The following is a 26,243-nucleotide window of genomic DNA, read 5'->3' as shown; positions in this document are numbered from 1 at the left end:
ACATGTGGTCTGTTTCCCAACCGCTCATGTCTGCGACGGAGACTGGCTCTTGGTCTGATCTGCGCGATGAATCAGGACAAGATTCCGCACATAGACGACTGAGCCGATGGCCTGCCCGGAAATAAATACCGGGTCCATTCGGTAGATGGCATAGGTGAGCGTAATCAGCCCTCCAATGAGACTCATATACCAGAATGAAACGGGTACACGGCTCTCCGCATTCCGCTCGGATGCAATCCATTGCACGACCCAACGGCCAAAAAACAGAGCCTGGCCGAAAAAGCCGATGCCGAGCCAGAGGGTTTCAGTGGTCATGAGGTGTGTGGAGGGAGATGCTCATGGTCTGTTCTTGCAGGAGCGTTTTCAGTTTGGCGGGGTTTGGTTGCTGGCTACGGAATTTGTACTGGATCACACGCTGTTGCATCCATCGCACCGCGATCAGATCATAGAGGGACTTGAAGAGCCGGTTGCCCATGCCGTACTTAGATACGCCATGCAGACGGGCGTAGTGTCGGACGGGCACTTCCGTGACCGTGAATCCATGCATCAACGCGAGGGCGGGGAAAAATCGATGCATGCCCTCGAAAAGCCGGATTCGCTCCAACACCGGACGTCGGAACACCTTGAGCGGACATCCGGTATCATGGACCCCGTCGTGTGTGAAGTGGTTTCGGAATCGATTGGCGATCAACGACGAGAGTTTCTTGACGAGACCATCCTGTCGCTGTTGTCGCCAACCACACACCACGTCGTGCGTCGCGGTATGCGGAAGCAATTTGAGGATATCTTCGCTGTCCTGCTGGAGATCGCCGTCGATCTGAACGATGATCTCGCCGGACGACTGATGAAAGCCGGCTTCCAGCGCGCAGGTCTTGCCGTAATTACGGTCGAAGTGAAAGACTCGAACCCGTTGGTCTGCTTTAGCCAATCGGTCTAACTCTTCGCTGCTACCGTCGCTGCTGCCGTCGTCGACGAAAATAATTTCGTACGGACGGGACTGTGAGCGCTCGTACGAATCCATGACTTTCGTCAGACTGGCGACGAGAGGGGGCAGGTTGTCCCGCTCGTCCTTGATCGGGACGATAACCGAGGCCCAGGGGCTTGATGGCGTTGTCATATTCAGCAAAGACTCGCGCGGCTGTCTGAGGTGACGCTAGGAAATGCGGCATTCTAACGGAAGGAAGAGAGAGGGTCAAACGCGTACCGAAAAGAGGTTCGCAGCGGAGCGCTAATCAGATCCTGTACCGGCTGCGACAATGGTAAACCGCATGGTGCCCATGAGGCTCATCTCATTGATTTGTTCACCCGTATGAATTTCGACTTTGTATCGACCAGGCGTCCACCCTTCATTGGGCGGCGACAATTTGAGATAACCGCTTTCATCCTCTAAGGCGATATGCATGGCATCTTCGCTCACAATGGTCGCCGGCGAGAGTCCTGTTACTCGTTCGGGCATGCAACGGCCAAATACCGTGAAGGCCTGATAGTGTTGATGCAGTGCAAAGACAATCACAATGGCGGTGACATTCGCAGGAAATCGGTCCGTCGGGTTGATCGGCACGATCTCATGGGTGCGGTGGAAACCCACCTGCTCCTCAAAGTCCTCCGCCAAGGTGATCGAACGAAAGAGACCTTGTGGAGGAGCATTAAAGTCGTAGGTCCGGACGTCTTCTGTGCGGTTCTGGAACTCGGAGATCGGCAGGTTTTCCATGAGCGGGAGCTCTTCGCCTCTCACGACCGTTCCCCAAGGGAAGGACGCCAGCATCACGATGACGGCAACGGTTGATCGGTTCGGCCTCATATCCGTCTGCTACACCCGCCGATGTTGTGCTGTCAAGGAAGTGTGGAGCAAGCAGCCCATTGCGGCGTTTTCCAAGCATCTGTTAGGATTTCCGCCACTCTTCGTCCGATTGCGCGATAACCTTCAAGGTGGTGATGGAACGATATGTTGCAAGACGCTGATGCCCTTCCGCAACTGATTGGTGAATACAAGCCACTCGACCAGTGGCAGACGCATCTCAACCAGATCTTTTATAGGTTACGGGGGAACCAACTGCGATCGTACTATCAAACCTTTGCCTCAGCGGATTTCCGTCTGGCACATGCTCTAGCCGCCGATTACTACGACCGTGTCACGAAGCGTGAGAAAGCGTCAGGTGCCGGGCGTCAGGCATCAAACGAGAATGCATCGGAGTCACCCCTCACCGTAGTAGAGTTGGGTCCGGGCAATGGGAATCTCGCCGCTTGTTTTCTCAGTCATCTCAAAATGCTCGACAGACAAGGCGCGATCTATCCTCGCGTGCGGTATGTCATGGTGGATTGGGAGCAGCCGGTGTTGGATAGCGCGTTAGCCCATCCGGATTTAGTCGCCCATCGGGATCGTGTCGACAGCCATTGCGGTTCAATTGAGCATCTCACGGGCCTGGTCGACAGGAGTGTGGATCGTATCTTCTGCAATGAGTTGTGGAACGATCTGCCGACGAAATTGTTCGCCAAACACGGAGGGGACATCGAAGAAGAGTATATCCGTCCCAACGTGAGTGAGTTTCTTCATGCCAAGATTGAAGATTGGTCAGGGTTCGTTCGGGCGTTTCAGGAGAAAGATCTCTCGGTGCTCAAGACTTTCCCGCCGTTTTTGGATGAACTGGTCTGGGAAAAGGAGTATCGAAAGGTCGAGTGGAAGGATGTGCCCTATCGGAAGACAATTGTGGAATTTCTTCAGGCCATTGATCAGGAAGTGCTGGTGCCGGTCAATCTCGGCGCCTTCGCGACACTGAAGGAAGCCAAACGGTTGCTGGCTCAGGATGCAGTCGGACTCAGCGTGTTTGATGCTGGGACGGGCGACATGAAAATACTCAATGATCCTGAGAAGCCCTGCTACGGCCAGTTCGGTGGGCAATACAGCTTCATGATCAACTTTGCGTTGGTTGAGGCGGTGGCCAAACACCTGGGCTTCAAGCAGACAAGCCTGGAGCCCCAGCGGGAATTTGTGGGACGATCATTAAACACGAATGTCATTACCCTGATGGATCTCTTGGCAACCCATCCGTCGGCAGGGCCAAAGCTCCAAGCCTGGGAACAAGATCGGCTGGTGCTGAAAACCATCAAGGCACTGAATGAAACGTTTGAGAGCGCTTATCGCCATCGGCTTGAGTTTCCGTTAGGCCCCAATATGCCTCCTGAGGAACGCGATACGTCGAGTGCGATCTTGCGGTCATTGAAGGACAACGGCATTCCTGACACCGTGGCCTATCTGAGCGAGGAGGAACTCACGCGTGCGTATAGGGATCTAGAGGGAATCGGTTACGATCCTGATGTGATCGCAGTAGCCCTGAGTGCTCCTCCCGCTCCGATCGAATATTGCCACTTTGCCTGTCGGTAACGAGTAGCGCCGGTTAAGACTCGGTTATATTCTGAATACTGATGTATTCAGAATATGAACTATAAAAGGAGAAGGCGATGAGTTCCTTCGGTACAGGCATAGCCGGACTTGTGGGGACCGTGGTGTTCCTGATGGGCATGTTGTCCTTTTGCCAACGACGATGGCTTGTTGGTTGCGCATGGCTGATCTCGGGCGTGTTCCTGATCGGTCTCTTGACGTTCCTCGACAAGCCGGGATCCCATCCCTCAGAAGAACCAACCACGGTACGATCCACACGCGGGTAACCTCTACCACGGCGTCGCTTCTTCCGTCGTAAGCCAGGTGGGCTCTTGAAACACATTCCCAGAAGCAATCTCTAGGCTGCATCGCATGCAGCACGTCACCTCATTCATAATAGCTGCCAGAGGGCTGGTTCCCTGAAGAGGCACAATCGCTTTCTGCTTATTCCCGCGTTGACTCACTAGCAACCCATTTATATACTTACGGATCACCCGGAGGCGATTGATATGAAAATAGCCATCGGCTTGCTCGTCCTCGTCGTGCTTCTCGTCGGCGGGGTGCTTGCGCTTCCTTTCCTGGTCGATCTCGGCAAATATCAAGATCAGTACAAACCGCAAATCGAAGAGGCGTTGAATCGTAAGATTCAGCTGCAAGAGATTCGCCTCACGGTCTGGCCAAGGATCGGCGCGCGCGTGGCGGGGTTTTCAGTATTGGATGATCCGGCGTTTAGTTCCGACCCATTTGCGTCGTTGTCGTCGTTGGACGTGGGTGTAAAGCTGATGCCGTTACTGAGCGGCAAGGTGGAGGTTGAGGAGATCACGCTCCACGGTCCGGTCATTACGGTCATCAAGAATAAGAATGGGGTGCTCAATGCGTCGACGATCGGGCGAAAAGGGGTGCCGGTTCCGGAGAAGCCGTCACGCGCTCCGATTCCCTCGACGGAAGGGCCGCTGAAACTTCTGGCGTTGCTGGCCGTGGATCGTGTGTCTGTCAACGGAGGCAAGCTGACCTACCGCGACCTGTCATCAGCCACACCCGCTGAGTATGTGTTGCAGGATCTGGAGCTGCTCCTGCGTGACGTTCGCCTCGGTCAGACACCAAATCTTCATGTCGCGACACTTGTGCAGCCATTCAACATGCCGGTGAAACTCGACGGGACCTTCGGCCCATTGAGAGAGACGATGGACATTGATGCCATCAACTTCCAACTCGGCATGGGAAAGACGGAGTTCACCATTACTGGAAAGGCTGCCGGGAATGATGCGACGGTGAATATCAGCTCACCGGCGATCAATACGACGAACCTCCCGATGAGTTTTCCGCTCAAACAATCAGTGGAGATCAGAGATCTCAAAATCATCACGGAGATCAAAGGACAAGAGGCGAAACTCAATTCCCTGTCATTCCGTTTATTCGACGGCGAGGTAAACGGGCAGGGGAAAATGATCGCAGGAGCAGAGGCACCGCCCTTTAAAGGGTCTGTTGCACTGCAAGGGCTCCAGCTTGGCCCGGCACTCAAAGCTGTCGCAGAGACCCCTGTCTCGATCAGTGGCACTGCCGGTGCCGACCTTTCGGTACAGGGCAAGGGGTTCTCTATGCCGGATCTCACCAAGGCTTTGGAGGGGACCGGTCATCTGGCTGTGAAGGATGGAAAGATTGAAGGGGTGAATATTCTCCAGGAAGTGGCCGATGCACTCAAGGTTTCCGGCATTTCAATGGGAGACGCAAAGGCCACGGCCTTTTCGACGATCGAGACCGATCTGGCGATCAAGCAAGGGGTGATCAATGTGCAGCGACTCTTGATGGATAGTCATGATTTTCAGGCGACCGGCGGAGGCACCATCGGCTTCGATCAAAAGCTGAACTTGATCGTGAACCTCAATTTGTCACAAGATGTGAGTCAAAAACTTTCAGCTGCGTCGCCCGTCGTCAAGATCGCCATGAAAGAGGGCCGGCTCAGTCTTCCCCTCACGATTACTGGAACGGCTCAAGCTCCGTCGTACGGGGTTGATGTGAAGGGCCTAACGGGGAAAGTACAGGAACAGGTGAAGAAGAAGGTGGAAGAAGCCGTCGGTGGATTGCTCAAGGGCACGACAAAACCAGACGACTTGAAGAGGGAAGGACAAGAGCTCCTCAAAGGTCTCTTCGGGAGATAAGCAGATGCCATCAATGAATACTGTAGATATGCTCACTCAATATGCCGTGCAGTATGGGCTGCAAGTAGCGGTCGCGCTAGGGATCGTCGTCATCGGAAGCATGGCGTCGCGCTGGGCCGGGAATTTTTCCCAACAAGCCCTTGAAAAGCAGACGATGGAACCACCGGTTCGTCTGCTCCTGGTGCGGATCGTCAAGATCGTTGTCATGCTGTTTACGGCGATGATCGCACTCCAAACGGTGGGTGTTCCCATTGCTCCGTTGATCGCAGGTCTCGGAGTGGCCGGCGTGGGCATCGGGTTGGCGTTGCAAGGCGTCTTAAGCAATGTGATGGCTGGGCTCTCGATTATCTTTAGCAAGCCCTACAAGGTCGGTGAACATATTTCGCTGTTGGGTGTTCATGGAGATGTTGAGGTCATCGATATCTTTACGACGACACTGAAGCATGCGGACCATTCCCGCGTCATCATTCCCAACCGCAAAATTGTCGGAGAGATTCTGCATAACTTCGGTACCATCCGTCAGGTGAATCTGACCATTCCAGTCTCCCACCGAACCAATATTGATGAGGCACTGGCACAGGTCAAGGATATTCTCCAGCAGCATCCGAAGGTCCTGAAGGAGCCTGCTCCCGGTGCAGGCGTGTCGTCGCTGGGGGAATCGTCAATCGGGATCTCTGTGGCTCCATGGACAGCGGTGGGAGATTATGGCTCGGTCCAGGGGGAATTGAACAAGCTGATTTTGGAACGATTCCGAGCGCGTGGGATTGAGTTGCCGTCTTCCCATCACACGGTTCACTTGGTGAACGCGTAAACGCTTCCAGTTATCCACGGCAGGCGCTCTGTCTGTCCTGTGTACGGAAAGCACGATACATTCGATCTTGTTGGATCCAGCGTGCCGATGCTAGGATAATCTCCCTTAAATTATAGGCAGGAAGGAAGGCGAACTACATGCAAGAATGTAGGGTGAACGCTGATCCGATAACCAGACATGTGCTTTGATGTTGTTTCATTCATCACCATCTCGTGAGGTGAGGCCATGAGTCGATCAACCACCACGGACCAATCTGTTGAGGCTCACCAAGGTCAAACGGAGCGTACTCCTCAAAAAAGTGAAGTCACTCATCCTGACGATCCATCGGCCAGCGGCAATCTCGACAAGATCCGGGACATTCTCTTCGGTGCACAGGCCCGGGAGCACGACCGCCGGTTTGCACAACTCGAACAGCACTTACTGCGGGAAGCCACCGATCTCCGGAATGATCTCAAACGACGCTTTGAGAGCCTCGAACTCTATATCAAGAAGGAAGTTGAGTCTTTGACAAACAGGTTGTCGAAGGAACAGGACCTCCGAGGAGAGTCTGTGACGAGGCTGACGCAGGACCTCACGCACCTGGCTGCGACCTTGGAAGAGAAGGCTCGTCGACTCGAACAACAGGCGACCCATGCCCAGTCTCATGTCCTGCAGCAGTTGACGGAGCGTACCAACGAGCTGGCGGAGGAGGCTCGCGTTCGTCATGCAGAAACGACATCGGCCATGGAAGGAGCCGTTCGGGACCTGCGTGCCGAAAAGACGGATCGTGCGGCGCTCGCGGGCATCTTGATGGAGGCAGCTCAGCGACTCTCCAAGGCTGAGGCACCTTCCAGCCGAGGTTGAGGCGGCTCAGGCTCCCGACCACGTTGAAGGTGTGCGCCGTGCGGATCGTAAGAGTCGGTGTCACGGTTGCTTCTTCACCGGAGTTTCAGGCGAGACGGTAATGTCACGGTATGCCGACTGACCCACACAGACCTCTCCAGCATTCTCAATCCTCACAGGCACGCGTGCCCGTCGACGAAGATTGGACGCAGCTCCGGACGCTGTTGCTGGCTCCGGAGCAGACGCAACTCGACGAACTCCGTGAGCGGCTCGACAATCGATCAGTAGAACCTCGTGACATCAGCCGGGTCCTTCCTGAAGCCTTTGCCATACGTGGAGGAGGGGACCAGCAGATGTCGACCGTCCTGACTCCCTATGTCGAGAACGGCTTTATCTCGACGGTGCGGAAGTCGCCGCAAACGATCGTGGATGCGATCGCACCCATCATGGGCCCGGCTATTCGGCAGGCGATTATACGTGCCTTGCAGAGTATGACGGAGGCCTTCAACCACTCGTTGGATGAAAGTCTCTCCATCCGAGGTTTGCAGTGGCGACTGGAAGCGTGGCGAACCGGCCGCCCGTTTGCAGAAGTGGTCCTCCTCCATCGACTGCGCTACCGGGTGGACCAAGTATTTCTCATCCAGCGCGATACGGGGCTGTTACTCCATCATGTTGCAGCAGACGGAGTGGTCGTTCAGGACCAACATGTTTTGTCCGGCATGCTGACGGCGATTCAAGATTATGTTCGTGATTCATTCGGAGCGGCACAAGACCAGACCCTCAACCAGTTTCAAGTCGGAGAGTGGACGGTCTGGATCGAGCAAGGGTCCCGCGCCTATCTGGCCGGTGTGATCCGAGGAGCCCCTCCGGTCAGCTTGAGAGAAAAGTTCCGAGATGTTCTGGATCGTATCCATGCGGAACAGGCTGATGCCTTGCGGTCTTTTGACGGAGATGCAGCCCCGTTTCAAACGTTGCGACCGTACCTCGAAGGCTGTCTACAGGCTCATTATGAATCAGGTCAGTCTCGCAACGCATTGAAGCTCTGGATACTTGGAGGCATGATCCTGCTTGCCTGCTCTTGGTGGGGATGGACCACGTATCAAGCCCATGCCCGATGGTCTCATCTCCTGACACAGCTCAAGAGTGAGCCTGGGATTGTGGTGACGAATGAACGCTCGACGTGGGGCGACCACCATCTCGAAGGGTTGCGAGATCCTCTGGCCAAAGAGCCGTCATCCTTGATCAGCGAGGCCGGGATTGATCCGTCAACGGTGACAGCCTTGTGGTCTCCCTTTTATGCACTCGATCCTCAACTGATTAGGAGACGAGCGCAGGCGATGCTGAAACCTCCAAGTACCGTCCAGTTTCACATAGATGGAGATACACTGGTGGCCACTGGGTCGGCATCGAGTGAATGGGTCACTGAGACGAGGCGGCTGGCGTCTTTTGTACCGGGAGTTGTGCACTACAACGGCGAGGGCCTCGTCACGGTCTCCGTCCCCGATCTTCTCAATCAGATCAACCATGCCGCCATTCATTTCAGCCTTGGCTCGGCTACGGTCGAACCATCGGAACATTCAAGCCTGAATGCGGTCTTGGTGGCGTTGCGTGATCTAGACCAAGCTGTTGCGCAATCCGGACAGCGTCTGAGATTGGAGGTGCTGGGGTCGGCTGATGGGACCGGATCGGCGACGCTGAATCTTCAGCTCAGCAAACAGCGGGCCGAGGCTGTCCTCGAGATACTCAGAGGCGAACACCTGAGTGCCTCCACTATGCTTCCGTCAGGGATCGGAGAAGTTCTCGACAAACGTGTGGCGCTCACAAAATATCCTGCCCAACGAATCGTGACGTTTCGGGCCACGATCGAGCCTCTCGATCTTCAATCTGGGCCTGCTCGGCCATGATGCAGAAGAAAGTGTGCATGTTAGGGGGGTTTGCCGTCGGGAAGACCAGTCTCGTTCGACGATATGTGACCAACGTGTTCTCTGAGCACTATCAGACGACGATAGGGGTGACGGTCGAAAAGAAGATGGTCACTGTCGATAGTCAAGACATGATGCTCATGCTGTGGGATCTCTATGGTGAGGATGAGTTCCAGCATGTCCGGGAATCCTATTTGCGCGGGTCTTCCGGCTATATCCTGGTGCTGGACGGCACAAGGAAGGCCACACTCGACACGGCTCGTCTGCTCCAGCAAACGGTTGTGCGGACGGTCGGACCCCTACCATTTGTCGCGATCATCAACAAGTCCGATCTCCAGTCGGAGTGGGAGATCGATCAACCGGTCATCGACCAGCTACGGGAACAAGGCTGGCCGGTCTTCCTCGGTAGCGCCAAGCTCGGTCAGGGGGTCGATGAGCTGTTCGCTCGGCTTGCCGAGATGCTTTTGAGTGCCGCGCCTCCGCCAAGGGTGAGCCGATGACGGACCAATCCCATCTTCCCGACAGGTCGCTGTCCGATCATGTCTTGGCCGCGCTGGATATCACCGTCTTGGAGTGGAATGAGGAGTCAGGCACGTTTCAACTGCAAGGCGTTCCGCCTGAGTGGTGGAGCCGGTGTTTTGGCCCAACGAGCCGCAGCTCACTAGACCTGAGCCGATGCTCGCCGTTCTTACAGGATTATTTGAGCGGCATTCACTCAGTCTGGCAGGGCGCTCCAGGCCCGATTGAAAAGTCCGGCCCGTGGACAGAGTCCGACCGGCAGGGCGGCACGATGACGCTGGAGGCACGAGCGTTATCGCTTGGGCCACGCAAGCTCGTGCTGATCGAGCGTCTTGGCTCGGACTTTGAGAACATGCGGTCCATCGTTCAGCGGGCTCGGGAACGAATGCTGGCCGAAGACGTCACTGCCAAATTGTATCGGCATACGGAGATACACTTGATCGGCCGATTAGAAGCGAGTGAACGCACAAAGGACGATGCACTGGCGTTGCTCCAGCAGCTAGGACTTACCGCGATGGTCTTGGATGAGCGTGGACGGATCACATTCGCGACTGATCGCACGCTTGAGATGCTCGGTATTGCCGACGAGGAGGCTATTGGTCAGTCTTGGGACCAGATTTTGTCACTTCGCAAAGAAGATCATCTGTTGGTTCAACACCTCCTTGAGGGCTCCACGCAGACTCGTTCCGTCGGACCATTCTGTCTGGGGAGGCTTTGTTCCAAATGGATTGAGTTGGAGATCCACAGGGACTTGGGTCATTCACCCCGACGTATTTTGGTCCTTCACGATCGTACAGAAGTTCATGCACTTCGCCAAGCCCTCAACGAACAGGCGTCGTTTCACGATCTGGTGGGGAAGAGTTCCGCCATGCTTCGCGTCTATCAATTGGTGCGTGATGTGGCGCAGGTTGATACCACGGTGTTAATTGAAGGGGAGACAGGGACAGGAAAGGAACTCATTGCACGAGCCATTCATTCATCCAGCGGGAGAAAGAACAAACCGTTTCTCGCGGCGAATTGTGCCGGTCTCACCGATTCAATTCTGACCAGCCAACTCTTCGGACATAGGCGGGGAGCGTTTACCGGAGCTATCCAGGATCAACAGGGCCTGTTCGAAGCGGCAGAGGGGGGCACGTTGTTCCTGGATGAAATCGGCGACATCCCGCCCAATGTTCAGACAGCCCTGTTGCGGGTCTTACAGGAGAAGGAAATCACACGTCTGGGAGAGGCGAAGCCTCGTACGGTCAATGTGCGTGTGGTTGCGGCCACCCATCACAACCTCAGCAAAGACGTACTTCGAGGATCGTTTCGGGCAGATCTGCTTTACCGAATACGAATCGCGCGAGTCCAACTTCCTCCTCTTCGAGAGCGGCGTGAAGATATCCCTCTACTGGCACAATCGCTGCTAAAGGAAATCTGCGCTGCAACCGGGAAGACGGTCGAGCGGCTGCATCCGGACACGATCCGCTTGTTGATGCGTCATCCCTGGCCTGGAAATGTTCGTGAATTGAAGAGTGCGGTAGAATTCGCCGTGATCAGTTGTAAAGGAAGCGAGATCTGCCCCACGGATCTTCCTCCGGAGATTACCGGTGCCACTGCGGTATCCAGCCCGTCCGTCTTCATCCCGTTGTCGACTCGAGACGAGAAGGCTCGATTCTTGACAGCCCTTTCAGAAGCGAACGGCAACCGGACTGAGGCAGCCAAGCGGCTCGGGATCAGCAGAGCGACGTTTTATCGCCGCCTTGTCGAACTCGACATCCAGCCGAACTAACGTTCCGAAATCGTCACCCACGTCTGTCGCCTTGGGCCAACCTGACGGTGGGGTCTGCCTTGGTGGCGCGGGGGCATGTTCTACCTGCCGAACACGAGTCGCAATCCAGAAGAACGGATGACGGGCTCATTCTCCCGTCCGGCTGTCTCATGAGACACCGCGTTGGATCAGTTGAGACACCTTCACGGAATCCGTGATTCAGAGACCTGCCGGAATTACTCGATAATCAGCACTGGTTGGTGCATCAGAATCCTGGCACGAGGATTGGTAGTGGCATCATGGCAGGAGAGCGCTATCTCGCTCGCGAAACGTTGTTCGCGACCAGGTCAGATACGAACCGAGGAGGGGATATCCCTATGACGACTCAAGGGCTCCTTGTCAAAGGGACAGATGGTGAAAATTACCTGCTGACGACAGAACCCAATCGTGGGACGCACACCCATCGGCTGGTGGTGCTGAAAAAAGTGAATGACCGGTGGAAATCGGTAGAGGGGACTGAAGAGCTGGCGTGCCGTGAGAGGTTGATCGGCGCCTTCGTCGACTTTTTCGTTGATCTGTGCAGAGTGCTGAATTCCTCTGATTATCAACAGGCATCCGAGGGTATTCCTATAAAGCCGTCCATAAGAGTTCGGATGGACGCACGCCGAGCGCATGCCGGGAAATGAACGTTGCTACCGAAGAGCCAACACAAAGAGCCAAGGAGTCATGTCATGAGCCTCGCGCAGAATCGGGAGTGTCGTATGGAACAATCAGCTGGAGTTCGGCAGCCAATTCGTGTGCTGATCATTGATCGTTCCATCCTGACGCTTCAGGGAATCAAAGACTTTTTCTCCGGAAGCCATGAAATCGAAGTTATTGGTATGGCCGGCACTCGACAGGAGGCGCTCCAGACCATTCAGGCCGAACAGCCGGACCTGGTCCTGGTAGAAGTTCGAGTGGGACAGGACAGCGGGATTGATCTCTGTAAGACCATTCGGCAGCTTCATCCACAAGTCGGAGTCCTCTTCTTTACCACGCAGGATGATAAGGACATCTTGCGTGCGGCGATTATGGCCGGAGCGCATGGATACTTATTGAAGAGTGCCACGGCCAACTCCATAGCGAAGAGCCTTGAGGTCGTGGCGAACGGAGGTGCCATTATGGATCAGCATTTAACCGAGCAGGTAATCCAATGGCTCCGCGAGGGCAGTACGTCAGGGCACGAGCAATGGAAGGAGACGTGCTCAAGGGAGGAGCAGGACCTCCTTTCTTTAGTGGCCTCCGGGAAAACCAACAAAGAGATCGGACGAGAGCTGAATGTCGCGCACACGGTGGTCGCCTCTCGCCTGCAAAAGATCTATAAGCGTCTTAGAATTTCCAGGCGCTCTGAAGCGGCTCGGTACTACATTGATCTCGAAAAGAAGCGGCGGAATTGACCGGATCTCTTTTGAAGGAGTGCTGATTCACGCCCATCCTCCTATGGCAAAGAGGAAGTCGATGTCCGACATCGTGTGGAAGCCATGGATGAATGGGGGATTGCGGACGAGCAATATGGAAGGCTCTGCGTGCCGAGGCCGAAAGGATTCCTTGAAGTGTTCTTGTAAACACGGTATATCCGTAAGTCCGACTAGCGCTATGAAATTACGTATCATTAAGAAGGAGGACCAATGAGGCCATCGATAGTCACGGCTGGGTTGATCATGGTGTGGTGTCTGACAACAACAATGGGGAGTCCCGCCTTATCTGCTGATGACGCAGCAATCGTGTCACAGGCCGCACCGGTTCTGGATGTGGTCACTCTGAAAGATGGCAGTGTGATACACGGCGAAGTGATCGAAATGACCGGTGGACTCCTGGTGATCAAAAGCGCCCTGGCTGCAGATCTCATCAAGGTCAAGTGGTCGGAGGTGAGTAAGATTGCCGTCTCACATCCCATTCCATTTCATTTAAAGGAAGGGACCATTCTTAACGGGACGGTGGAAGAGGGGGACCCGGGGATGATGAAGGTGAAGGCGGGCCCGACCGGAGATGCTCTGACGGTTCCGATGGACGCGGTCACTCAAGTCAATCCGGTTATCCAATCGCCGGTCATCTATACGGGGAGCATCAATGCTGGCTACTCGCAGTCAACGGGAAACAGCCATCTGCGGAACGTCAGCGTACTGGGAGATTTGGTGGCTCGGAGTGAACAATTGCGGTTGACCTTGTTGGGCCGTTACGTCTATGGAGACAACAGCGGGAGTTTACAAGTCAGGAATGCCCGGGGAACCATTAAATTGGACTTCTTCATCACCAAGCGGCTGTTCTGGTTTGCGTCGGCCTATGTCGAAAACGACTTCCTCCAAAACCTCAAGCTCAGAACAGCCATCGCCAGCGGACCGGGCTATCAATTCATCGAGCGCGGAGACTTTAATGGAATCTTTAAAGACATGACGTTTTACGCCGAAGCCGGTCCGACCTATTTCAATGAGGACTACCGCGACAATCGCCTCACCGACGATCGGGCGAGCTTTCGCGCACGGGTTGCGATGAAATGGGACTGGCCGCTGTTTGATGGACGTATCACGCTGTACCACTACAATGAGATCTTCCCATCAGTGCAAAACGCGTCGGATTTCTTCTTCACAATGGATAACGGCGTTCGCATGAAGATTTTTGCCGGTCTGGCCAGCGGGTTCCAAGTGACGACTCGATACAATAATCGACCGCCCGCAGGAACGGGCGATACCGATAACTTATATTTGCTCACGTTAGGCTATGCATTCGACACCACTCGCAAACGCTAGCGTCCCTGTGGGGGTGTAGATCAATGGGTTCGTTGAGGAGGAAGACATCATGTTAAAGGAATTCAAAGAATTCGCCATGAAGGGCAATGTCCTCGACATGGCAATCGGTGTGATCATCGGCGGGGCATTCGGGAAGATCGTGTCGTCACTGGTGAGTGACGTCCTCATGCCCCCTCTTGGCTTACTGATGGGCAAAGTGGATTTCTCCAGCTTGTTCATCGATCTATCGAGAACATCGCCGCCATCCTTGGCCGCAGCGAAAGCTGCGGGGGCTCCGACGCTGAACTACGGAGTGTTTCTGCAGAGCGTGTTTGACTTCATCATTATCGCCTTCGTTATTTTCATGTTGGTCAAGCAAGTCAACCGATTTAAGAAAGAGGCTCCCCCACCTCCACCGCCTGCGCCGCCGGAACCGACCAACGAGGAGAAGTTGTTGATGGAGATCCGTGATTTGCTCAAGAATCGTCAGTAAGATCAATTTAACCGTCAACGCTCGATCCTGTGAGGCAGTTGTCTCGCAGATCTGAGAATAAGGAGACTACTATGGGAGCCCTCAAAACCGCGACCGTATTGACTGGTTTGGTTGCCCTCGTTGGTTGTTCAACGATGCCTAACCATCCCTCGTCTTATATCAAACAACCGACCGTCTGTATCGACAAGAAATGGTATGGCTATCACCAAGGCAGCGGGTGTCCGTCAACTGCGAAGGCAGTGGCCTCTGATCCGATGGCTGACCGCCTTGCGGCTCTTGAACGAGAACGTCAACGGCTGGCGGACGAACTGGACGCGGCGCGAAGACAAAATGGAGCACTGAGCAGCCGTGTGAGTGAGTTAGAACGGCAGCTGGCCGATCGCGATCATGAGATTGCGCACCTTCGTTCCGGTGCCGGTGATCATGATGCGCTATCGAGCCAGCTGTCGTCGGCCAGAGGTGACCTGGGCCAATTACAGAGTGAAAGAGATCGGCTGGCAGCGGAATTGGCTGCGCTGAAGCAACACGAGGCAGATCATGATCGACAGGCCGAAGAGTTGGAAGCCCAATTAGCGGCAGCAAGGAAGCGGATTGCAGACCTTGAAGGGCAATTGGGGGCAAGCAAGGGGAGCCTGGCACAGGCTGAGAGAGATCTCTTGAAAGCGTTGCGGCCTGAAATCTCAAAAGGGACGGTGTCGGTCAATCAAGCCGGCGATGCGCTCACCATCAATCTGGCATCGAGTCTCTTATTTGACTCAGGACAAGATCAACTGAAGGCTGGTGGAGCTGATGCGTTGAGACGCGTCGGGAATGTGCTGAAGGACTTTCCTGAAAAGTCGGTGCATGTTGCCGGGTATACGGACAATGTGGCCATCAAGGGTGCGCTTGCCAAGAAGTTTCCCTCCAATAAGGAACTGTCGGATGCTCGGGCAGACAGCGCAGCACAGGCTCTTCGGGACGGCGGTGTGGGTAGCCTGACGGCAGCCGGCCATGGAGAGAGCGATCCTGTGGCCAGCAATAATACAGCTGCTGGGCGTGCCAAGAATCGACGGGTTGAAGTGGTCATCAAGTAGCAGTCTAATACGCCGGTAGAGGCAGCGGAAATTGTTTGGCTTCTACCGGCCTTTTCATCTTTAGGAGACATACCATGAAAACAAGAACGGCTCTCACGTACGTAGTTGTGGCAGTTTCCCTAATCGGGTTCACCACATCGACCTGGGCTGTTGATATGGGCTCGATGAAGCAACAGGTTGAGACGGTGAAAGGTCAAGCGGAGAAGGTGAAGAAAGAGGGTGGAGAAACCGCACAAAGCGCGAAGGATCTCAAAGCTCAGGATGCCATGAAGAATGCGGGAGAAATGAAAGATGAAGGGAAGAAGCTCAAAGACGCTGTCACTGGCAAGTAGTGTGTGAAAGCTGTTTCTTCCTGTTAAGGCTGGCGCGGTACGGACGCGCCAGGCTTAACAGCCTGGCAGCCCCCATACTCTCCTGTGAAAGCAGCTCTCGCGCAATCCTTCTTTCTCAAGAGATCATCAGAAGCCCAACTCGCTAAGCGAGGGATGGCTATCAGGACGCCGGCCCAGCGGCCAGCGGTACTTCCGCTCGGATTCCATGATGGAGAGATCGTTGATACTCGAGAAACGCCGTCGCATCAGGCCATGGTCGTCGAACTCCCAGTTTTCATTGCCATACGAGCGAAACCAGTTTCCTGAGTCATCATGCCACTCATACGCAAATCGCACAGCGATGCGGTTATCTTGCCAGGCCCACAGTTCCTTGATGAGCCGATAATCCAACTCCTTGTTCCACTTTTGCGTTAAGAACTGAACGATAGCGTCTCGACCCGTTAGGAACTCTGAACGATTTCGCCATTGACTATCGGCGCTGTAGGCCAGCGAGACTCGCTCGGGGTCTCGCGTATTCCATGCGTCTTCAGCCATTCGTACTTTCTGGATCGCAGATTCCATGGTGAATGGGGGTAACGGAGCCCGAGGCTGTTCGAGACTATTCATGATGGTGGACCCTCTCCGTTGGGATTGAGGGCGGGCGCGAATGGAATCGCCGTTGGCTCCCGCCCTCTCAATGCAGATCTTTAGCTATGATAATACCGTTCTTTAATGATCAAACCGTCCAGCCAGTCCGTTTTGACGACTTGTTCTAGGCTGATCGTTTGCCCATTCTTCAATTTTACGGTCAGCACAGAGTCGTAGAAGCTGGTATTCCCAGAAACAGCCACGGTGCCGATGGTATAGCTGACAAAGGCGGCCACCCCGATCGTCTCTCTAAATTTGTCCAGTCGCTCAATGGCGGCTTGTTTGCCCACGACCGGTGCCTGGTTGCCTTCCTGTGTCACGACGTCATCGGCAAAGTACCGCTTCTGCCCATCCGTCATCTGCCCTTCCTTCAGGATGCCCAACATTTCCTCCAACGTGTCCTTCACGGACTTGCTCATGATGATTGCTCCTTTATGCCTGAGGGCATTAAATGGTGCTACTACTGAATGGCCGAAGTCTCTATGATTTTTGCAGAGGCAGCTGAGCCTCGAGTTCGGCGATTCTGGCTTTCAACGGGCCCACCAGCTCTTCGACCTCTTCGAGCGAGTAGCGTGGTGTGATGTACTTCGGACAATTCCAGTCGAACGACACCACGTCGATGAAGACGATGCGTTCCACTCGTGCTTTCATGCCGGGGTTGGCGAGTTGTGCCGCAAGGTCTTGATGCAACCGGGCATCTTCCACCCTCGCATGGCCGAGGATTTTCAGCCTGGTCCGATTCGGGTAGTCCATGAGAAAGAGGGACACCCGATCGTCCACAGACAGATTGCCCGTGCTCAAGAGTTGTCGGTTCCCTTGATAGTCCGCAAAGACCAAGGTTGAGGGGTTGAGTAGGCGTAGGAACCCTTTCGGCCCTCCGCGATGCTGGACATAGGGCCAGCCGGTTTCGCTCACCGTGCCCAGGTAGAAACTATCTCTAGCTGCGAGAAACTCAGCCTCTCCTTCCCCCAGGAGATCGCGATCAGGAGCACCCCTGATATTCGCCGCATGCCCATAGTACTGCTGCTGGGCGCGAAGCACCGACTCGGTCATCATCGTCTCGAGATATTTCATCGCCATCGGCTCACCCTCCATCGAGTCAGCCTGGCAACGGATAACCGTTACCAGGCTGATCTCTTCCCTATTCGTGCTGTCAGAATACGACCGTGTTCCAACCTTCACTGACATACCGGCGTAAGCTCAGCAGACCTGATGTGCCAGCCAGCGCATGGTCCTTCTTGAGCGGGACGCCGCACGATTCAACGCTTTCTTTCGCGCCAAAGACATCCGCGCAACCGCAAGATGCGCCTTGCACAACATCCCGTACGGCGTTGTAGAGTCCGTTGGCGGGATGCGAGAGTTTGGTGAGCTCCGCCGGCCAACGGGTCCCAGTGCCGTTGAAGACGACAGCGACTTCATCACCCTTCTGCTTGCACTCCGCAGCCAACGCTAGCGCATTAAAGACCCGCCCTATGGCTTCTTCTGAACCATTCTTCGGGTCTGACATCACAATGATTGCTGTTTTCATGGATCCTCCTTGATGGTTAAGCGGTCTTGATAAACGGTTTGTGATGGGTTGTTGCATGTGAATCGCCATCGTGCTGAGCTGATATGGCAAGGCGGATGCCATGACTTGTCGTCATCGACGAAAGCGAAGAAACTGCTGAACAGGTCAGGAGTTAGATGAAAGAATGGTTCAACATGATGTGAGAAGGCAGACGGACAGTTCCACGATATCTCGTGGCTCTACGATATATCGGAGGAAGTCTGTCGGATGTGTGATCAGGAGGAGGGACGTGGTTTCTTGATGCCAAGTTTCTGCATGCGGGATCGCAACGTATTGGGATGAAGGCCCAGTCTCGTCGCCGCGCCCTGCTTCCCTTCGACCACCCAATCAACTTCTTGTAGTACGAGGGTGATATGGGCCCGCTCAACTTCTTCGAGCGTGCATGACGTGTCAGGGGCTGCTGCTTGATCCGATTGGAAGAGCACCTCATCAACCTGGAGGACAGGTCCTGGTGAGAGGATCGCGGCCCGTTCGATGACATTCTCCAGTTCGCGGACGTTGCCGGGCCAGGTGTAGCGCATGAGGCGATCCATGGTCTGTTGCGAGATCTGATCGAGTCGTTTCCCAAACTTCTTGGACAATCGTCCGGCAAAGGTACGCACGAAGAGCGGAATATCCGATGTCCGATTGCGCAAGGGTGGCAGGTCGATCGGGAAGACGTTGAGCCGGTAGAGGAGATCGGAGCGGAATGAACCGGCCTTCACCGCGGCAGGGAGGTCTCGATTCGTCGCTGCGATCACTCGGATATTCACCTTTGTGGAACGGCCGCTGCCGATCCGTTCGAACTCCCGTTCTTGGAGCACACGCAAGAGTTTCACCTGTGCATCCAACGGCAATTCACCCACCTCGTCCAGAAAGATGGTTCCGCCATCGGCCAGTTCAAAGCGTCCGATTCGCTTGGCGAGCGCGCCGGTGAAGGCACCCTTCTCGTGGCCGAACAATTCGCTCTCGACGAGATTGGCGGGGATCGCGCCGCAATTGACGCGTACAAGCGGTCTCGCGCTGCGGGGGCTGAGGTCGTGTACGGCTCGAGCGATGAGCTCCTTGCCGGTGCCGGTTTCGCCCAAGAGTAAGACGGTTGAATCGGTCGGTGCGACTTGTTCGACTTTCTTCAACACAGCCTTCATCGCCTGGCTCTCACCGATGATTTCATCGAAATGATGGTCGAGTTTGATCTCTTCCCGGAGGTACACATTTTCAGCCTGAAGCCGATTGGTGAGTTGCTCGACTTCGGCGAAGAGCTGGGCGTTCTTGATTGCGGTGGCTGCTTGATGGGCAAACGTGGCGAGCCGTTCACATTCCTCATCCGCCAAGGGGCGTCGCCCGAACATCGCGATGACGCCAAGCACGTCCCCGCGAAAGACGAGGGGGTACCCGGCAAAGGACTGGAGCCCGTTGTCTTTCATCCATTGCTTGTTCGGGAGTCGATCGTCGCCGAGCACGTCGTTGGTCTGCATCGGCCCCGAACCTTGGGCGATCTTGCCGATCTTCAGCGACCCCAACGGAATACGGCGGTATTCCCCATCGAGAGTTGAATAGAGTCCCGCGCTCGCCCTGAGATGTAAACACTGGGTCTGGTCTCTGCAGGCAGAGGCCTTGTAACAGCCGGTACAGAGATCGCCTGGACCGAGCAGCCAGATGCGGGCAAAGGCGGCGTCCAGGTCATCGACGAGACCTTGTGTGATGGTGGTGAGCACGACATGGAGGTCCAGGCTCGACGCCATCTGCAGCGCGATGCGATCAAGCGCCTTCTGAGCAGGGGAGGATGGGGTTGACGAGGAAGGACTCTCCATCTGGTGGTCTCCGATGTGGACGAGGTCCAGCGTGGAGGACGATAAGTCCCGGACCGAGGATTGTCAATCTGTAGGAGGAGGCTGGTTGCGGGATGGAAATGCGCTGCTGATGAGAGAGGTGGTGCTGAGAACCGGCCTCTGTTTTCACAGGTCTTCTGGTTTAAGACCTGTCACCTTGGCTAGGCGGGCCAACATACGTGGACCAATCTCGTCGCGATCGTGAAACGCAAAGACGACATCGGGCCATCCAGTCCGTTGTAGAATTTTATGAGAACCGGTCGTTCGTTTGATCTGCCAACCGATGCGGAGGAGTCTGGAGAGAACACGAGAAGCGTGAGTCGACGGCCAACGGCTCATGCCGCAATAAACGAGACGTTCAGCAGCTCCTCAGGTACCGCCTCGTCATGTTCGAGGCGATCGGCCATTGCACGAAGAGCCAAGGCTTGGACAGCCGCGAGGGCAGCACCTTTCGTTTGCCCATAGGCCATCACGCCGGGCAGTGATGGCACCTCGCCGATCCAGCGGCCATCTTCCTCTTGTTCTAACTCGATTTTAAATTGAGTAACCTTTGCCATGAGTATCCTCTAAGTCGTTCAACTAGTGCTAGGCTAAGCCCCACTCGGCTAAAAATCAAGTAACTCTCTGAAGGGGGTTAGGACGCGGCCAGGTGTCCCTCTATATTGCCCTAAGACATTGCTGTGCCAGGATGTCGAGCGTCGATTGGTCGGGTTGCCCGTCGAAGTATTTCTCCAGCGCGTTCTTGAAGAGGGTGTTGTCAGTGGTGGCGGCTGAAAACAAGGTCATGCAGGACCGGAATTTGAGATAGTCGGGATAGCCGAAGATCTCCTCGGCGCTGCGACCCTCCACATTCAGAACAAGCTGGGTACACTCTCGGAGTCTCTGACCCAGGACTGGGTGTTGCAGATAGGCTTTGGCCTCTTCAAGCGAGGCGATGGCGAATTGTTGTGCCATGCTGCTGTGGCCAAGACCGGCGGTTTGCGGAAAGATAAACCAGATCCAGTGACTGGACTTTCTCCCGGCTCGGAGCTCAGCGAGGACTGTGTCGTACACGCGCTACTCGTTCCTATATGTCACAGTAATGAAGGTTTGACGAGCAGAGTTTAGTGCGGGAAAGGGGTGTGCTTCCATTCGGCGGGATTTCGGCGAGTTTCGATGTGTTAGCTTATGAAAGCCGCTTAGTCTCCAATGCTTTCCAGAAAGCAGAGTTTATTAGAAACTTTGCACCTCCTGCTGCTCTTTTGTTTTCAATCAACCCCTTTAATTTCTTAAAGTCATACAGTACGTGATAAATGAATGTCACTTCACCTGTCCCGCGAATAAGTCCTAAAAAGCCGTACCAAATGAGTAGATCAAAGACCTTCTGTAAGTTACTTTCTTCTATCTTTCTTCTTAGAAAGAGTAATACCTGTGTCTCTGTTAATTCATTTTCGCATTCAAGGAATTCGTAAAGAATATTTTGCGCTCCTGGGAACACGTCTCGTATTTCAAGTGACATCTCATTGAGCAGTACATTGGAGAACGTGGTCTCACCGGCCTCAATGTCTGCCACTTGAATTTTGTCATGACCTAAATTAACTGCATGGCTCCTACAGAGTCGAAGTAGATCTATCAGTGACCGTGGCCGCATAAGGCTACGGTCTATAATGTATTGAGAAGTTTCAGATCCTTTGATATGTGAAACACAAGCCTGCAACCACAAATCTTCAAACTTTAGCGTGTCATCTTGGAGATTATAGGTAAACCGCCTACGAAGCAGTTCTCTGAGTAGATCCTGATCTGTCCAATCCAATGTGATCTGAGCTGCTTTCCCGCGGTCAGGGGAAGAATCAATGAGCATTTCATAGACGTCGTTTCGAATGAAAACAACGCCGTGGCACAAAATGTGACGTTTCCCGAGCTGCTGCTCAATCTTAGTAAGTGCTTCTATTAGGCAGCGTAAAGTAATCACGTCATGAGCTGTAACTCCGAAAGGTGGCCAGCCCTTGTCAAGGTTATCAAATAGAATCCAGAGACCTTCTTTGTGCTTGAGGTAGGTTACGAGTCTATTCCGCAAAGCTGTTACGTCATGACTGTATATTATTTCGGATATTTCTCCTGATGTAAGCTGTTTATTGGGAGTATGAGCGTGATTATGTGCTTCAAATGCATCTCCCATCCGCTGAGTCAGCATTAGCATTCTTTCAGCAAAGTCACCCTCTGAGACATATTGATCCTTACCGTAGGCATCAACGAGTTCTCTATACGGTAGATAGAGGCGTTGGTCTCGCATGTGTGCAGCTTCGTCAGTTTTAAGGATCTTGTGGCATGTCTCTAGAAGGAGAAGGTATTCCCACAATATTGTAATGGTGTGGTTTCTTGATCCTTCTTCCAGATAGTCAAGAACTCGCTCCTTGAATTTTAATAATTGGAAACCTTCGGGGCGTAAGTCGAGCACGACCAATTTGCCAAAGTCACGCAGTCGATTTCGCAGCTGGAAAAAGAGCGCAGTTTTTCCAGTGCCTTTCCGCCCAGAAACTATTCTTACCTCGCCCCGGCTTGTACGCCGAAATTCGTCTGTCTCCAGGTAATATCCGGCTAAGTCTGGCACCTCATTCTCTGCGGAAGACGAACCTAAATTGAGTTTAGCAACGAAAGTTTTCGGCTGAATTGGGAGGGGTGGCGCAATCAGTTGGTAGAGTGCCATCACTTTGGGGGAGAATTCTGCAATATGCTCATCAATCTGATTAGGGAAACTGACAGAATAAACAAGGTCGCGACAGTCTAGTGGAACAGGTTCATTTCCTAGCTGAATAAGTAACAGTGGTTTATCAAGACCCATCGATAATCCAGCAATAAACGCTGCGCGAATGTTATGAACTTCAGCATCAACTCTGCTGGATGGTAGTAACAATGTAACAACTCCAAGAGACTGAGCCACTTCGTCTATGGCGTCTGCGGCTCCAAGCCGACCATGCTCTTGCGGGTCATAGGTGCGCTTTTCCAGACGTGCCTTTGCTAGGCAAGAAATCACTCTGATTTCAGAATCCGCTTTTACCTTTGGTAGGACTAAGTAAATTGGCACCGGGCGATTCAGAGTTGTTCTGTCGATGATCAATGGGTCAAGGTCATCAATGGAAGTGATAATTCTTGAGAGTTCTACAGAGTTTGCATAGCTCTGATAGCCCAAAGTGTCAAAAATTCCCACCTCTCTTCTTAGGTCATCGTTTCCTATCAACGATGTATTTCTAAGCAGGATGACACGTTTGTTTCTGCCTATCGCATAGCCAATTTCGAATACAACGTTGAAATTGAGATAAGTGATGTCTGCGAGTAAGCAGTTGCCATCTTCAATTCTGGTGAGAATAGGGCTCAGTAGGAATCTTCCAGCGATATCATTTTCTTCCCAAGAAGAAATGGACGTTTCGGTTTGACTTAGAGTTGTCTGGATAGCTTGTCCGACAGTAACAGGATTGGAAGGGTAGGCGAATAAGCCGACGGGTTTGTCCATAAGACCTTCTGCAAAGGATAGTAACTTAAAGGACTTATATCATCAACAACAGGACCCTTCTTTACTAGGCGGGAAATAAAAGGGGACAGGCTGAATAAATGATCACCGCGCTCAGCTATGCTGATCCCACGTACCGCACTGTTTGATCGCCCAGAACACCGTTTTCTTGAGCTTCCTAAAGAGCGTAAGGGATCTTGACACCATTTCTGGTTTCCTGCGTCTCACTGTCAATCTGTGATCGTCAAGCCATTCCAGGGTGTCATCGAAGGCCTCAATACCACGTCATATCGAGCTGGTCGCCTTCCTGGTTAGACGCGTGTCAGCTTTGTTCGCCGACTGGATAACTTTGTCTTTCGTGAGACTTTGGAGACGAGGGGGAACTTCTCAGGGGATTGAATAGACGCGACAGCAAGATCGATATCGAGAGCGGGCCAATAGAGGTGATGTGGTTGTGGCCATTCGACGTTGATGATTTCTTCTACCGAAGCGCCTTTGAACCAGGGAAAGGCCTTGAATGCGACAAAGAGCTCTTGGTCGGTCAGTAAGACCCAGAAGCCATGCTTCGAGATGTTGGTGACCTCAGCTCCCGAAATGTTCTTCCCAAGCGTTGCAGATTTCACCTTTGCGCTCCTCGATGATGGCCTTGGCCGAACGGAGCTGTGTGGTAGACATTCCGAAGCCCGCGTATCATGGCCTCATTTCGTACCGGTACGGCACATGTTCCGCAGTTAGATTCTCAGCAGTAGCAAGTCTACCTGTTGCCAGTTAGGGACGCAAGGCATGCAAGCTCAGCTGTACTGATCCCAGGTGTCGCACTGCTTGATGGACCAGAAGACGGCCTCTTTCAGTTTCTTGAGTGTCATGTTGTCGGGATCGCGAATGGCCTGGAGTTTTTTGTCCAGGTCGTAGAGTGGTTGGATCGAGCGCTTATCGGGAATCTTGCCGAACGCCGACGCAATCTCCGTCAAGATCATCCAGTCGGTCTTTGAATTTTGAAGCTTTGCGAGCAGCGGTAGGACCCCAGACGCATCGCTGTTGATGCTTTACTCAGGGAACATTTGTTGAGCTGGGTTTTTGGACTCCAATGCTGTGAGTTCGAGCCCTTCTATTTCTTGGAGCGATTTTCCGGCAATCGCTTGTAAGTCCCCATACATGCCAACAGTCGCTTGCATGACCCGTTCGATCTGTTCCTCTCGTTTGGCCCATTGTTTCGTGATGGCCTTTTTCTCTCTATCCAGATCTTCCTGCATGGACGAGAACGCCTCAACGATGGCTTCGACTCGATGGCGGAACCGTGGTCCGGTGAGATACTGGTAGACCATTTCGGTCTTGGTCTGTTGGCCATCAAGTGCCTGCCGGGCTGAGGCGAGTTCGATTAAGGAATGGCGGAGAGCGACTGCCAGGGAGAACACGGACTTTGCATTCGTGACCCAGATTCCATCGACCAAGTCAAAAGACTCGACGTCCTTGGGAAGAGTCTGGCTGACGATAATAGCAATGTCTGCTTTCGCCGTTCGCTGGTCGTCCCGGAGCTTGACCAACCAGCCATCACTCCAATTCTTGGTTCGCTTGGATTCCCATAAGATGGTTCCACAGAGCTGACCGAGAGGACCCATGACCCGCTGGAGGGCATCGCCGCCGAATTCACCTTTGGGGACAGGCTCGACCGTGTCTCTCGGAAACTTGGTCCTGAGCACAGCTTCCAGCTCGAGTTCCTGGACCTCGCCTTGGAGTTGCTGCGATCCCTGTTCCGCCCTGCGTTTGAGTTCTTCGATCTGGGTCTGCATGGAGGCGATAGTTTGTTCCTTCTCCAGCACCTTGAGCTTCAGGCTCTCTTCTGCCTCTTTTTTCGCCTGTTCGCGGGTAGCCAGCAATCCATCCTGCACCCGCTTTTCGACCGTGAGTTCCAGCTCGCGTTTGGCATCATCCAACTCGCGTTTTTGTCGGATCAGATCGGCCTGTGCTTTCTGAGCCTCGGCGAGTTTGATATCGCGCTGGGTAAGGACCTCTTGGAGTTCGGTCAATTCTCGTGCCTTTTGATCGATATCTGATTGCAGGGCCAGTTTCGCCTTCTTGGATTCCTCGCTGGCAATTCTTGTCCGTTCCACTACGAGCTTCTCGGCAACCTGATCGTCGATGGCCTGCTTAGCCTTCGTGACCGCTTCTTCTCGCTCGCGCAGCACTTCTTCCTTTTTGGCTATGTCTGAATCCTTGAGCGCGAGTCGCTTTTCGTAGTCGCGACGCGTTGATTCGATCAAGGGCGCGGCAAGGGATTCGGTCAGCTTGATCTCTGTTTTGCAGTTTGGGCAGATGATCGTTGGTTCTGTCATGAAGTCCTGCTCCGGCTAGTAGCTTGGATGGCCACTGTCCTACCCCTCTGGGGAGTAGAAAGCAAGATTACACAAAGAGGGAAGCTCAAGGGGAGTGTCGCTACGATAAATTTTCAGTTAGGCCAGTACGGCTGCGAGGCGTCTCAGTCGCTCACAGTTTATCCCGTTCAGTCGGTGAGGCGGTGGGGATGTCCTGCTTGAGGCCGCCAGTAGGACTTCTTCGGTCCGCTCCACCGGAATGACGGCGAGCTTGTTGCGTCCTTCCATCGGCAGATTATCGGATTAGGCTGCTGCCTTTTTGACCCGGACTTCTGCCCGATGACCGGTCGCGGCCAGGACCCGAATCAGCACATCGGTCGAGACCCCGTGGGTATTCCCGTTTGCAATCGCTAG

At 53.9% G+C, this 26,243-nt stretch carries 29 protein-coding genes; 14 read left to right on the top strand and 15 right to left on the bottom strand.

Annotation, left to right across the window (positions count from 1 at the left end; all coding sequences use genetic code 11):
* Nucleotides 1–24: 24 nt before the first annotated feature.
* The 3 genes from ACMTNU_RS08200 to ACMTNU_RS08190 all read right to left on the bottom strand — a co-directional run bounded on the left by ACMTNU_RS08200 (nt 25) and on the right by ACMTNU_RS08190 (nt 1,801).
* Nucleotides 25–315, bottom strand: a complete 291-nt coding sequence (locus ACMTNU_RS08200; RefSeq protein WP_413934749.1) for a lipid-A-disaccharide synthase N-terminal domain-containing protein — start codon at nt 313–315, stop codon at nt 25–27.
* Entirely contained in the window at nt 305–1,117 is an 813-nt protein-coding gene (locus ACMTNU_RS08195) for a glycosyltransferase family 2 protein (protein WP_413934748.1), read from the bottom strand. The genes ACMTNU_RS08200 and ACMTNU_RS08195 overlap by 11 nt, the downstream gene beginning before the upstream one ends.
* Nucleotides 1,118–1,228: 111 nt before the next feature.
* The gene (locus tag ACMTNU_RS08190) at nt 1,229–1,801 is read right to left on the bottom strand and encodes a hypothetical protein (protein WP_413934747.1); all 573 of its coding nucleotides are present in this window, start codon (nt 1,799–1,801) and stop codon (nt 1,229–1,231) included.
* Between the two features lie 144 nt (nt 1,802–1,945).
* On the opposite strand from ACMTNU_RS08190, the gene ACMTNU_RS08185 reads away from it, so the two are divergent.
* The 14 genes from ACMTNU_RS08185 (at nt 1,946) to ACMTNU_RS08120 (ending at nt 16,025) form a co-directional block, all read left to right on the top strand.
* Entirely contained in the window at nt 1,946–3,382 is a 1,437-nt protein-coding gene (locus ACMTNU_RS08185) for an SAM-dependent methyltransferase (protein ID WP_413934746.1), read from the top strand.
* 77 nt (nt 3,383–3,459) lie between these two features.
* The gene (locus tag ACMTNU_RS08180; protein WP_413934745.1) at nt 3,460–3,666 is read left to right on the top strand and encodes a hypothetical protein; all 207 of its coding nucleotides are present in this window, start codon (nt 3,460–3,462) and stop codon (nt 3,664–3,666) included.
* A 222-nt stretch (nt 3,667–3,888) separates the two neighbouring features.
* A complete protein-coding gene (locus ACMTNU_RS08175) occupies nt 3,889–5,538 on the top strand; it encodes an AsmA family protein (protein ID WP_413934744.1) in 1,650 nt (549 codons plus the stop codon).
* A gap of 13 nt (nt 5,539–5,551) precedes the next feature.
* Entirely contained in the window at nt 5,552–6,349 is a 798-nt protein-coding gene (locus ACMTNU_RS08170; protein ID WP_413934743.1) for a mechanosensitive ion channel family protein, read from the top strand.
* 225 nt (nt 6,350–6,574) lie between these two features.
* Nucleotides 6,575–7,192 carry a hypothetical protein gene (locus ACMTNU_RS08165; RefSeq protein WP_413934742.1) on the top strand — a complete coding sequence of 206 codons (618 nt, stop codon included), beginning with the start codon at nt 6,575–6,577 and terminating at the stop codon, nt 7,190–7,192.
* A gap of 110 nt (nt 7,193–7,302) precedes the next feature.
* Complete coding sequence (locus ACMTNU_RS08160) at nt 7,303–9,075, top strand: hypothetical protein (protein WP_413934741.1); 1,773 nt, start codon at nt 7,303–7,305, stop codon at nt 9,073–9,075.
* Nucleotides 9,072–9,593: a Rab family GTPase gene (locus ACMTNU_RS08155; protein WP_413934740.1), complete on the top strand. Its 522-nt coding sequence runs from the start codon at nt 9,072–9,074 to the stop codon at nt 9,591–9,593. The genes ACMTNU_RS08160 and ACMTNU_RS08155 overlap by 4 nt, the downstream gene beginning before the upstream one ends.
* On the top strand, nt 9,590–11,383 hold the full coding sequence (locus tag ACMTNU_RS08150; protein ID WP_413934739.1) for a sigma-54 interaction domain-containing protein: 1,794 nt from the start codon (nt 9,590–9,592) through the stop codon (nt 11,381–11,383). Before ACMTNU_RS08155 ends, ACMTNU_RS08150 begins: the two co-directional genes overlap by 4 nt.
* A gap of 356 nt (nt 11,384–11,739) precedes the next feature.
* Nucleotides 11,740–12,048, top strand: coding sequence for a hypothetical protein (locus ACMTNU_RS08145; RefSeq protein ID WP_413934738.1), 309 nt, complete (start codon nt 11,740–11,742; stop codon nt 12,046–12,048).
* 45 nt (nt 12,049–12,093) lie between these two features.
* The gene (locus ACMTNU_RS08140; RefSeq protein WP_413934737.1) at nt 12,094–12,798 is read left to right on the top strand and encodes a response regulator; all 705 of its coding nucleotides are present in this window, start codon (nt 12,094–12,096) and stop codon (nt 12,796–12,798) included.
* 231 nt (nt 12,799–13,029) lie between these two features.
* Entirely contained in the window at nt 13,030–14,148 is a 1,119-nt protein-coding gene (locus tag ACMTNU_RS08135) for a YdiY family protein (protein ID WP_413934736.1), read from the top strand.
* 49 nt (nt 14,149–14,197) lie between these two features.
* The gene (gene mscL / locus ACMTNU_RS08130) at nt 14,198–14,620 is read left to right on the top strand and encodes a large-conductance mechanosensitive channel protein MscL (protein ID WP_413934735.1); all 423 of its coding nucleotides are present in this window, start codon (nt 14,198–14,200) and stop codon (nt 14,618–14,620) included.
* 71 nt (nt 14,621–14,691) lie between these two features.
* Entirely contained in the window at nt 14,692–15,693 is a 1,002-nt protein-coding gene (locus ACMTNU_RS08125; protein ID WP_413934734.1) for an OmpA family protein, read from the top strand.
* Between the two features lie 74 nt (nt 15,694–15,767).
* The gene (locus ACMTNU_RS08120) at nt 15,768–16,025 is read left to right on the top strand and encodes a hypothetical protein (protein ID WP_413934733.1); all 258 of its coding nucleotides are present in this window, start codon (nt 15,768–15,770) and stop codon (nt 16,023–16,025) included.
* A 126-nt stretch (nt 16,026–16,151) separates the two neighbouring features.
* On the opposite strand, the gene ACMTNU_RS08115 is transcribed toward ACMTNU_RS08120, so the two are convergent.
* From ACMTNU_RS08115 to ACMTNU_RS08060, 12 genes are all read right to left on the bottom strand, one after another.
* The gene (locus tag ACMTNU_RS08115; RefSeq protein WP_413934732.1) at nt 16,152–16,631 is read right to left on the bottom strand and encodes a DUF1348 family protein; all 480 of its coding nucleotides are present in this window, start codon (nt 16,629–16,631) and stop codon (nt 16,152–16,154) included.
* A gap of 80 nt (nt 16,632–16,711) precedes the next feature.
* On the bottom strand, nt 16,712–17,071 hold the full coding sequence (locus ACMTNU_RS08110; RefSeq protein ID WP_413934731.1) for a hypothetical protein: 360 nt from the start codon (nt 17,069–17,071) through the stop codon (nt 16,712–16,714).
* A 61-nt stretch (nt 17,072–17,132) separates the two neighbouring features.
* A complete protein-coding gene (locus tag ACMTNU_RS08105) occupies nt 17,133–17,732 on the bottom strand; it encodes a pyridoxamine 5'-phosphate oxidase family protein (protein ID WP_413934730.1) in 600 nt (199 codons plus the stop codon).
* 73 nt (nt 17,733–17,805) lie between these two features.
* On the bottom strand, nt 17,806–18,180 hold the full coding sequence (locus ACMTNU_RS08100; RefSeq protein ID WP_413934729.1) for a DsrE family protein: 375 nt from the start codon (nt 18,178–18,180) through the stop codon (nt 17,806–17,808).
* 254 nt (nt 18,181–18,434) lie between these two features.
* Nucleotides 18,435–20,012: a sigma 54-interacting transcriptional regulator gene (locus ACMTNU_RS08095; RefSeq protein ID WP_413934728.1), complete on the bottom strand. Its 1,578-nt coding sequence runs from the start codon at nt 20,010–20,012 to the stop codon at nt 18,435–18,437.
* Nucleotides 20,013–20,156: 144 nt separating this feature from the next.
* Nucleotides 20,157–20,369 carry a type II toxin-antitoxin system HicA family toxin gene (locus ACMTNU_RS08090; RefSeq protein WP_413934727.1) on the bottom strand — a complete coding sequence of 71 codons (213 nt, stop codon included), beginning with the start codon at nt 20,367–20,369 and terminating at the stop codon, nt 20,157–20,159.
* Nucleotides 20,366–20,587: a type II toxin-antitoxin system HicB family antitoxin gene (locus ACMTNU_RS08085; protein ID WP_413934726.1), complete on the bottom strand. Its 222-nt coding sequence runs from the start codon at nt 20,585–20,587 to the stop codon at nt 20,366–20,368. Before ACMTNU_RS08085 ends, ACMTNU_RS08090 begins: the two co-directional genes overlap by 4 nt.
* A gap of 100 nt (nt 20,588–20,687) precedes the next feature.
* Nucleotides 20,688–21,083 carry a DUF1810 domain-containing protein gene (locus ACMTNU_RS08080; protein ID WP_413934725.1) on the bottom strand — a complete coding sequence of 132 codons (396 nt, stop codon included), beginning with the start codon at nt 21,081–21,083 and terminating at the stop codon, nt 20,688–20,690.
* 112 nt (nt 21,084–21,195) lie between these two features.
* Nucleotides 21,196–23,520, bottom strand: coding sequence for a P-loop ATPase, Sll1717 family (locus tag ACMTNU_RS08075; protein WP_413934724.1), 2,325 nt, complete (start codon nt 23,518–23,520; stop codon nt 21,196–21,198).
* Nucleotides 23,521–23,828: 308 nt separating this feature from the next.
* Nucleotides 23,829–24,140: a DUF2442 domain-containing protein gene (locus ACMTNU_RS08070; protein WP_413934723.1), complete on the bottom strand. Its 312-nt coding sequence runs from the start codon at nt 24,138–24,140 to the stop codon at nt 23,829–23,831.
* Nucleotides 24,141–24,308: 168 nt separating this feature from the next.
* Complete coding sequence (locus ACMTNU_RS08065) at nt 24,309–24,494, bottom strand: hypothetical protein (protein ID WP_413934722.1); 186 nt, start codon at nt 24,492–24,494, stop codon at nt 24,309–24,311.
* A 69-nt stretch (nt 24,495–24,563) separates the two neighbouring features.
* Nucleotides 24,564–25,850 carry a DUF2130 domain-containing protein gene (locus tag ACMTNU_RS08060; protein ID WP_413934721.1) on the bottom strand — a complete coding sequence of 429 codons (1,287 nt, stop codon included), beginning with the start codon at nt 25,848–25,850 and terminating at the stop codon, nt 24,564–24,566.
* Nucleotides 25,851–26,243 lie beyond the last annotated feature (393 nt).

This window comes from Nitrospira sp. BLG_1 (assembly GCF_047338595.1).
Taxonomy (GTDB): Bacteria; Nitrospirota; Nitrospiria; order Nitrospirales; family Nitrospiraceae; genus Nitrospira_D.
Note: the sequence above shows the minus strand (reverse complement) of the source record. Positions and strands in the feature narration are given on the sequence as shown.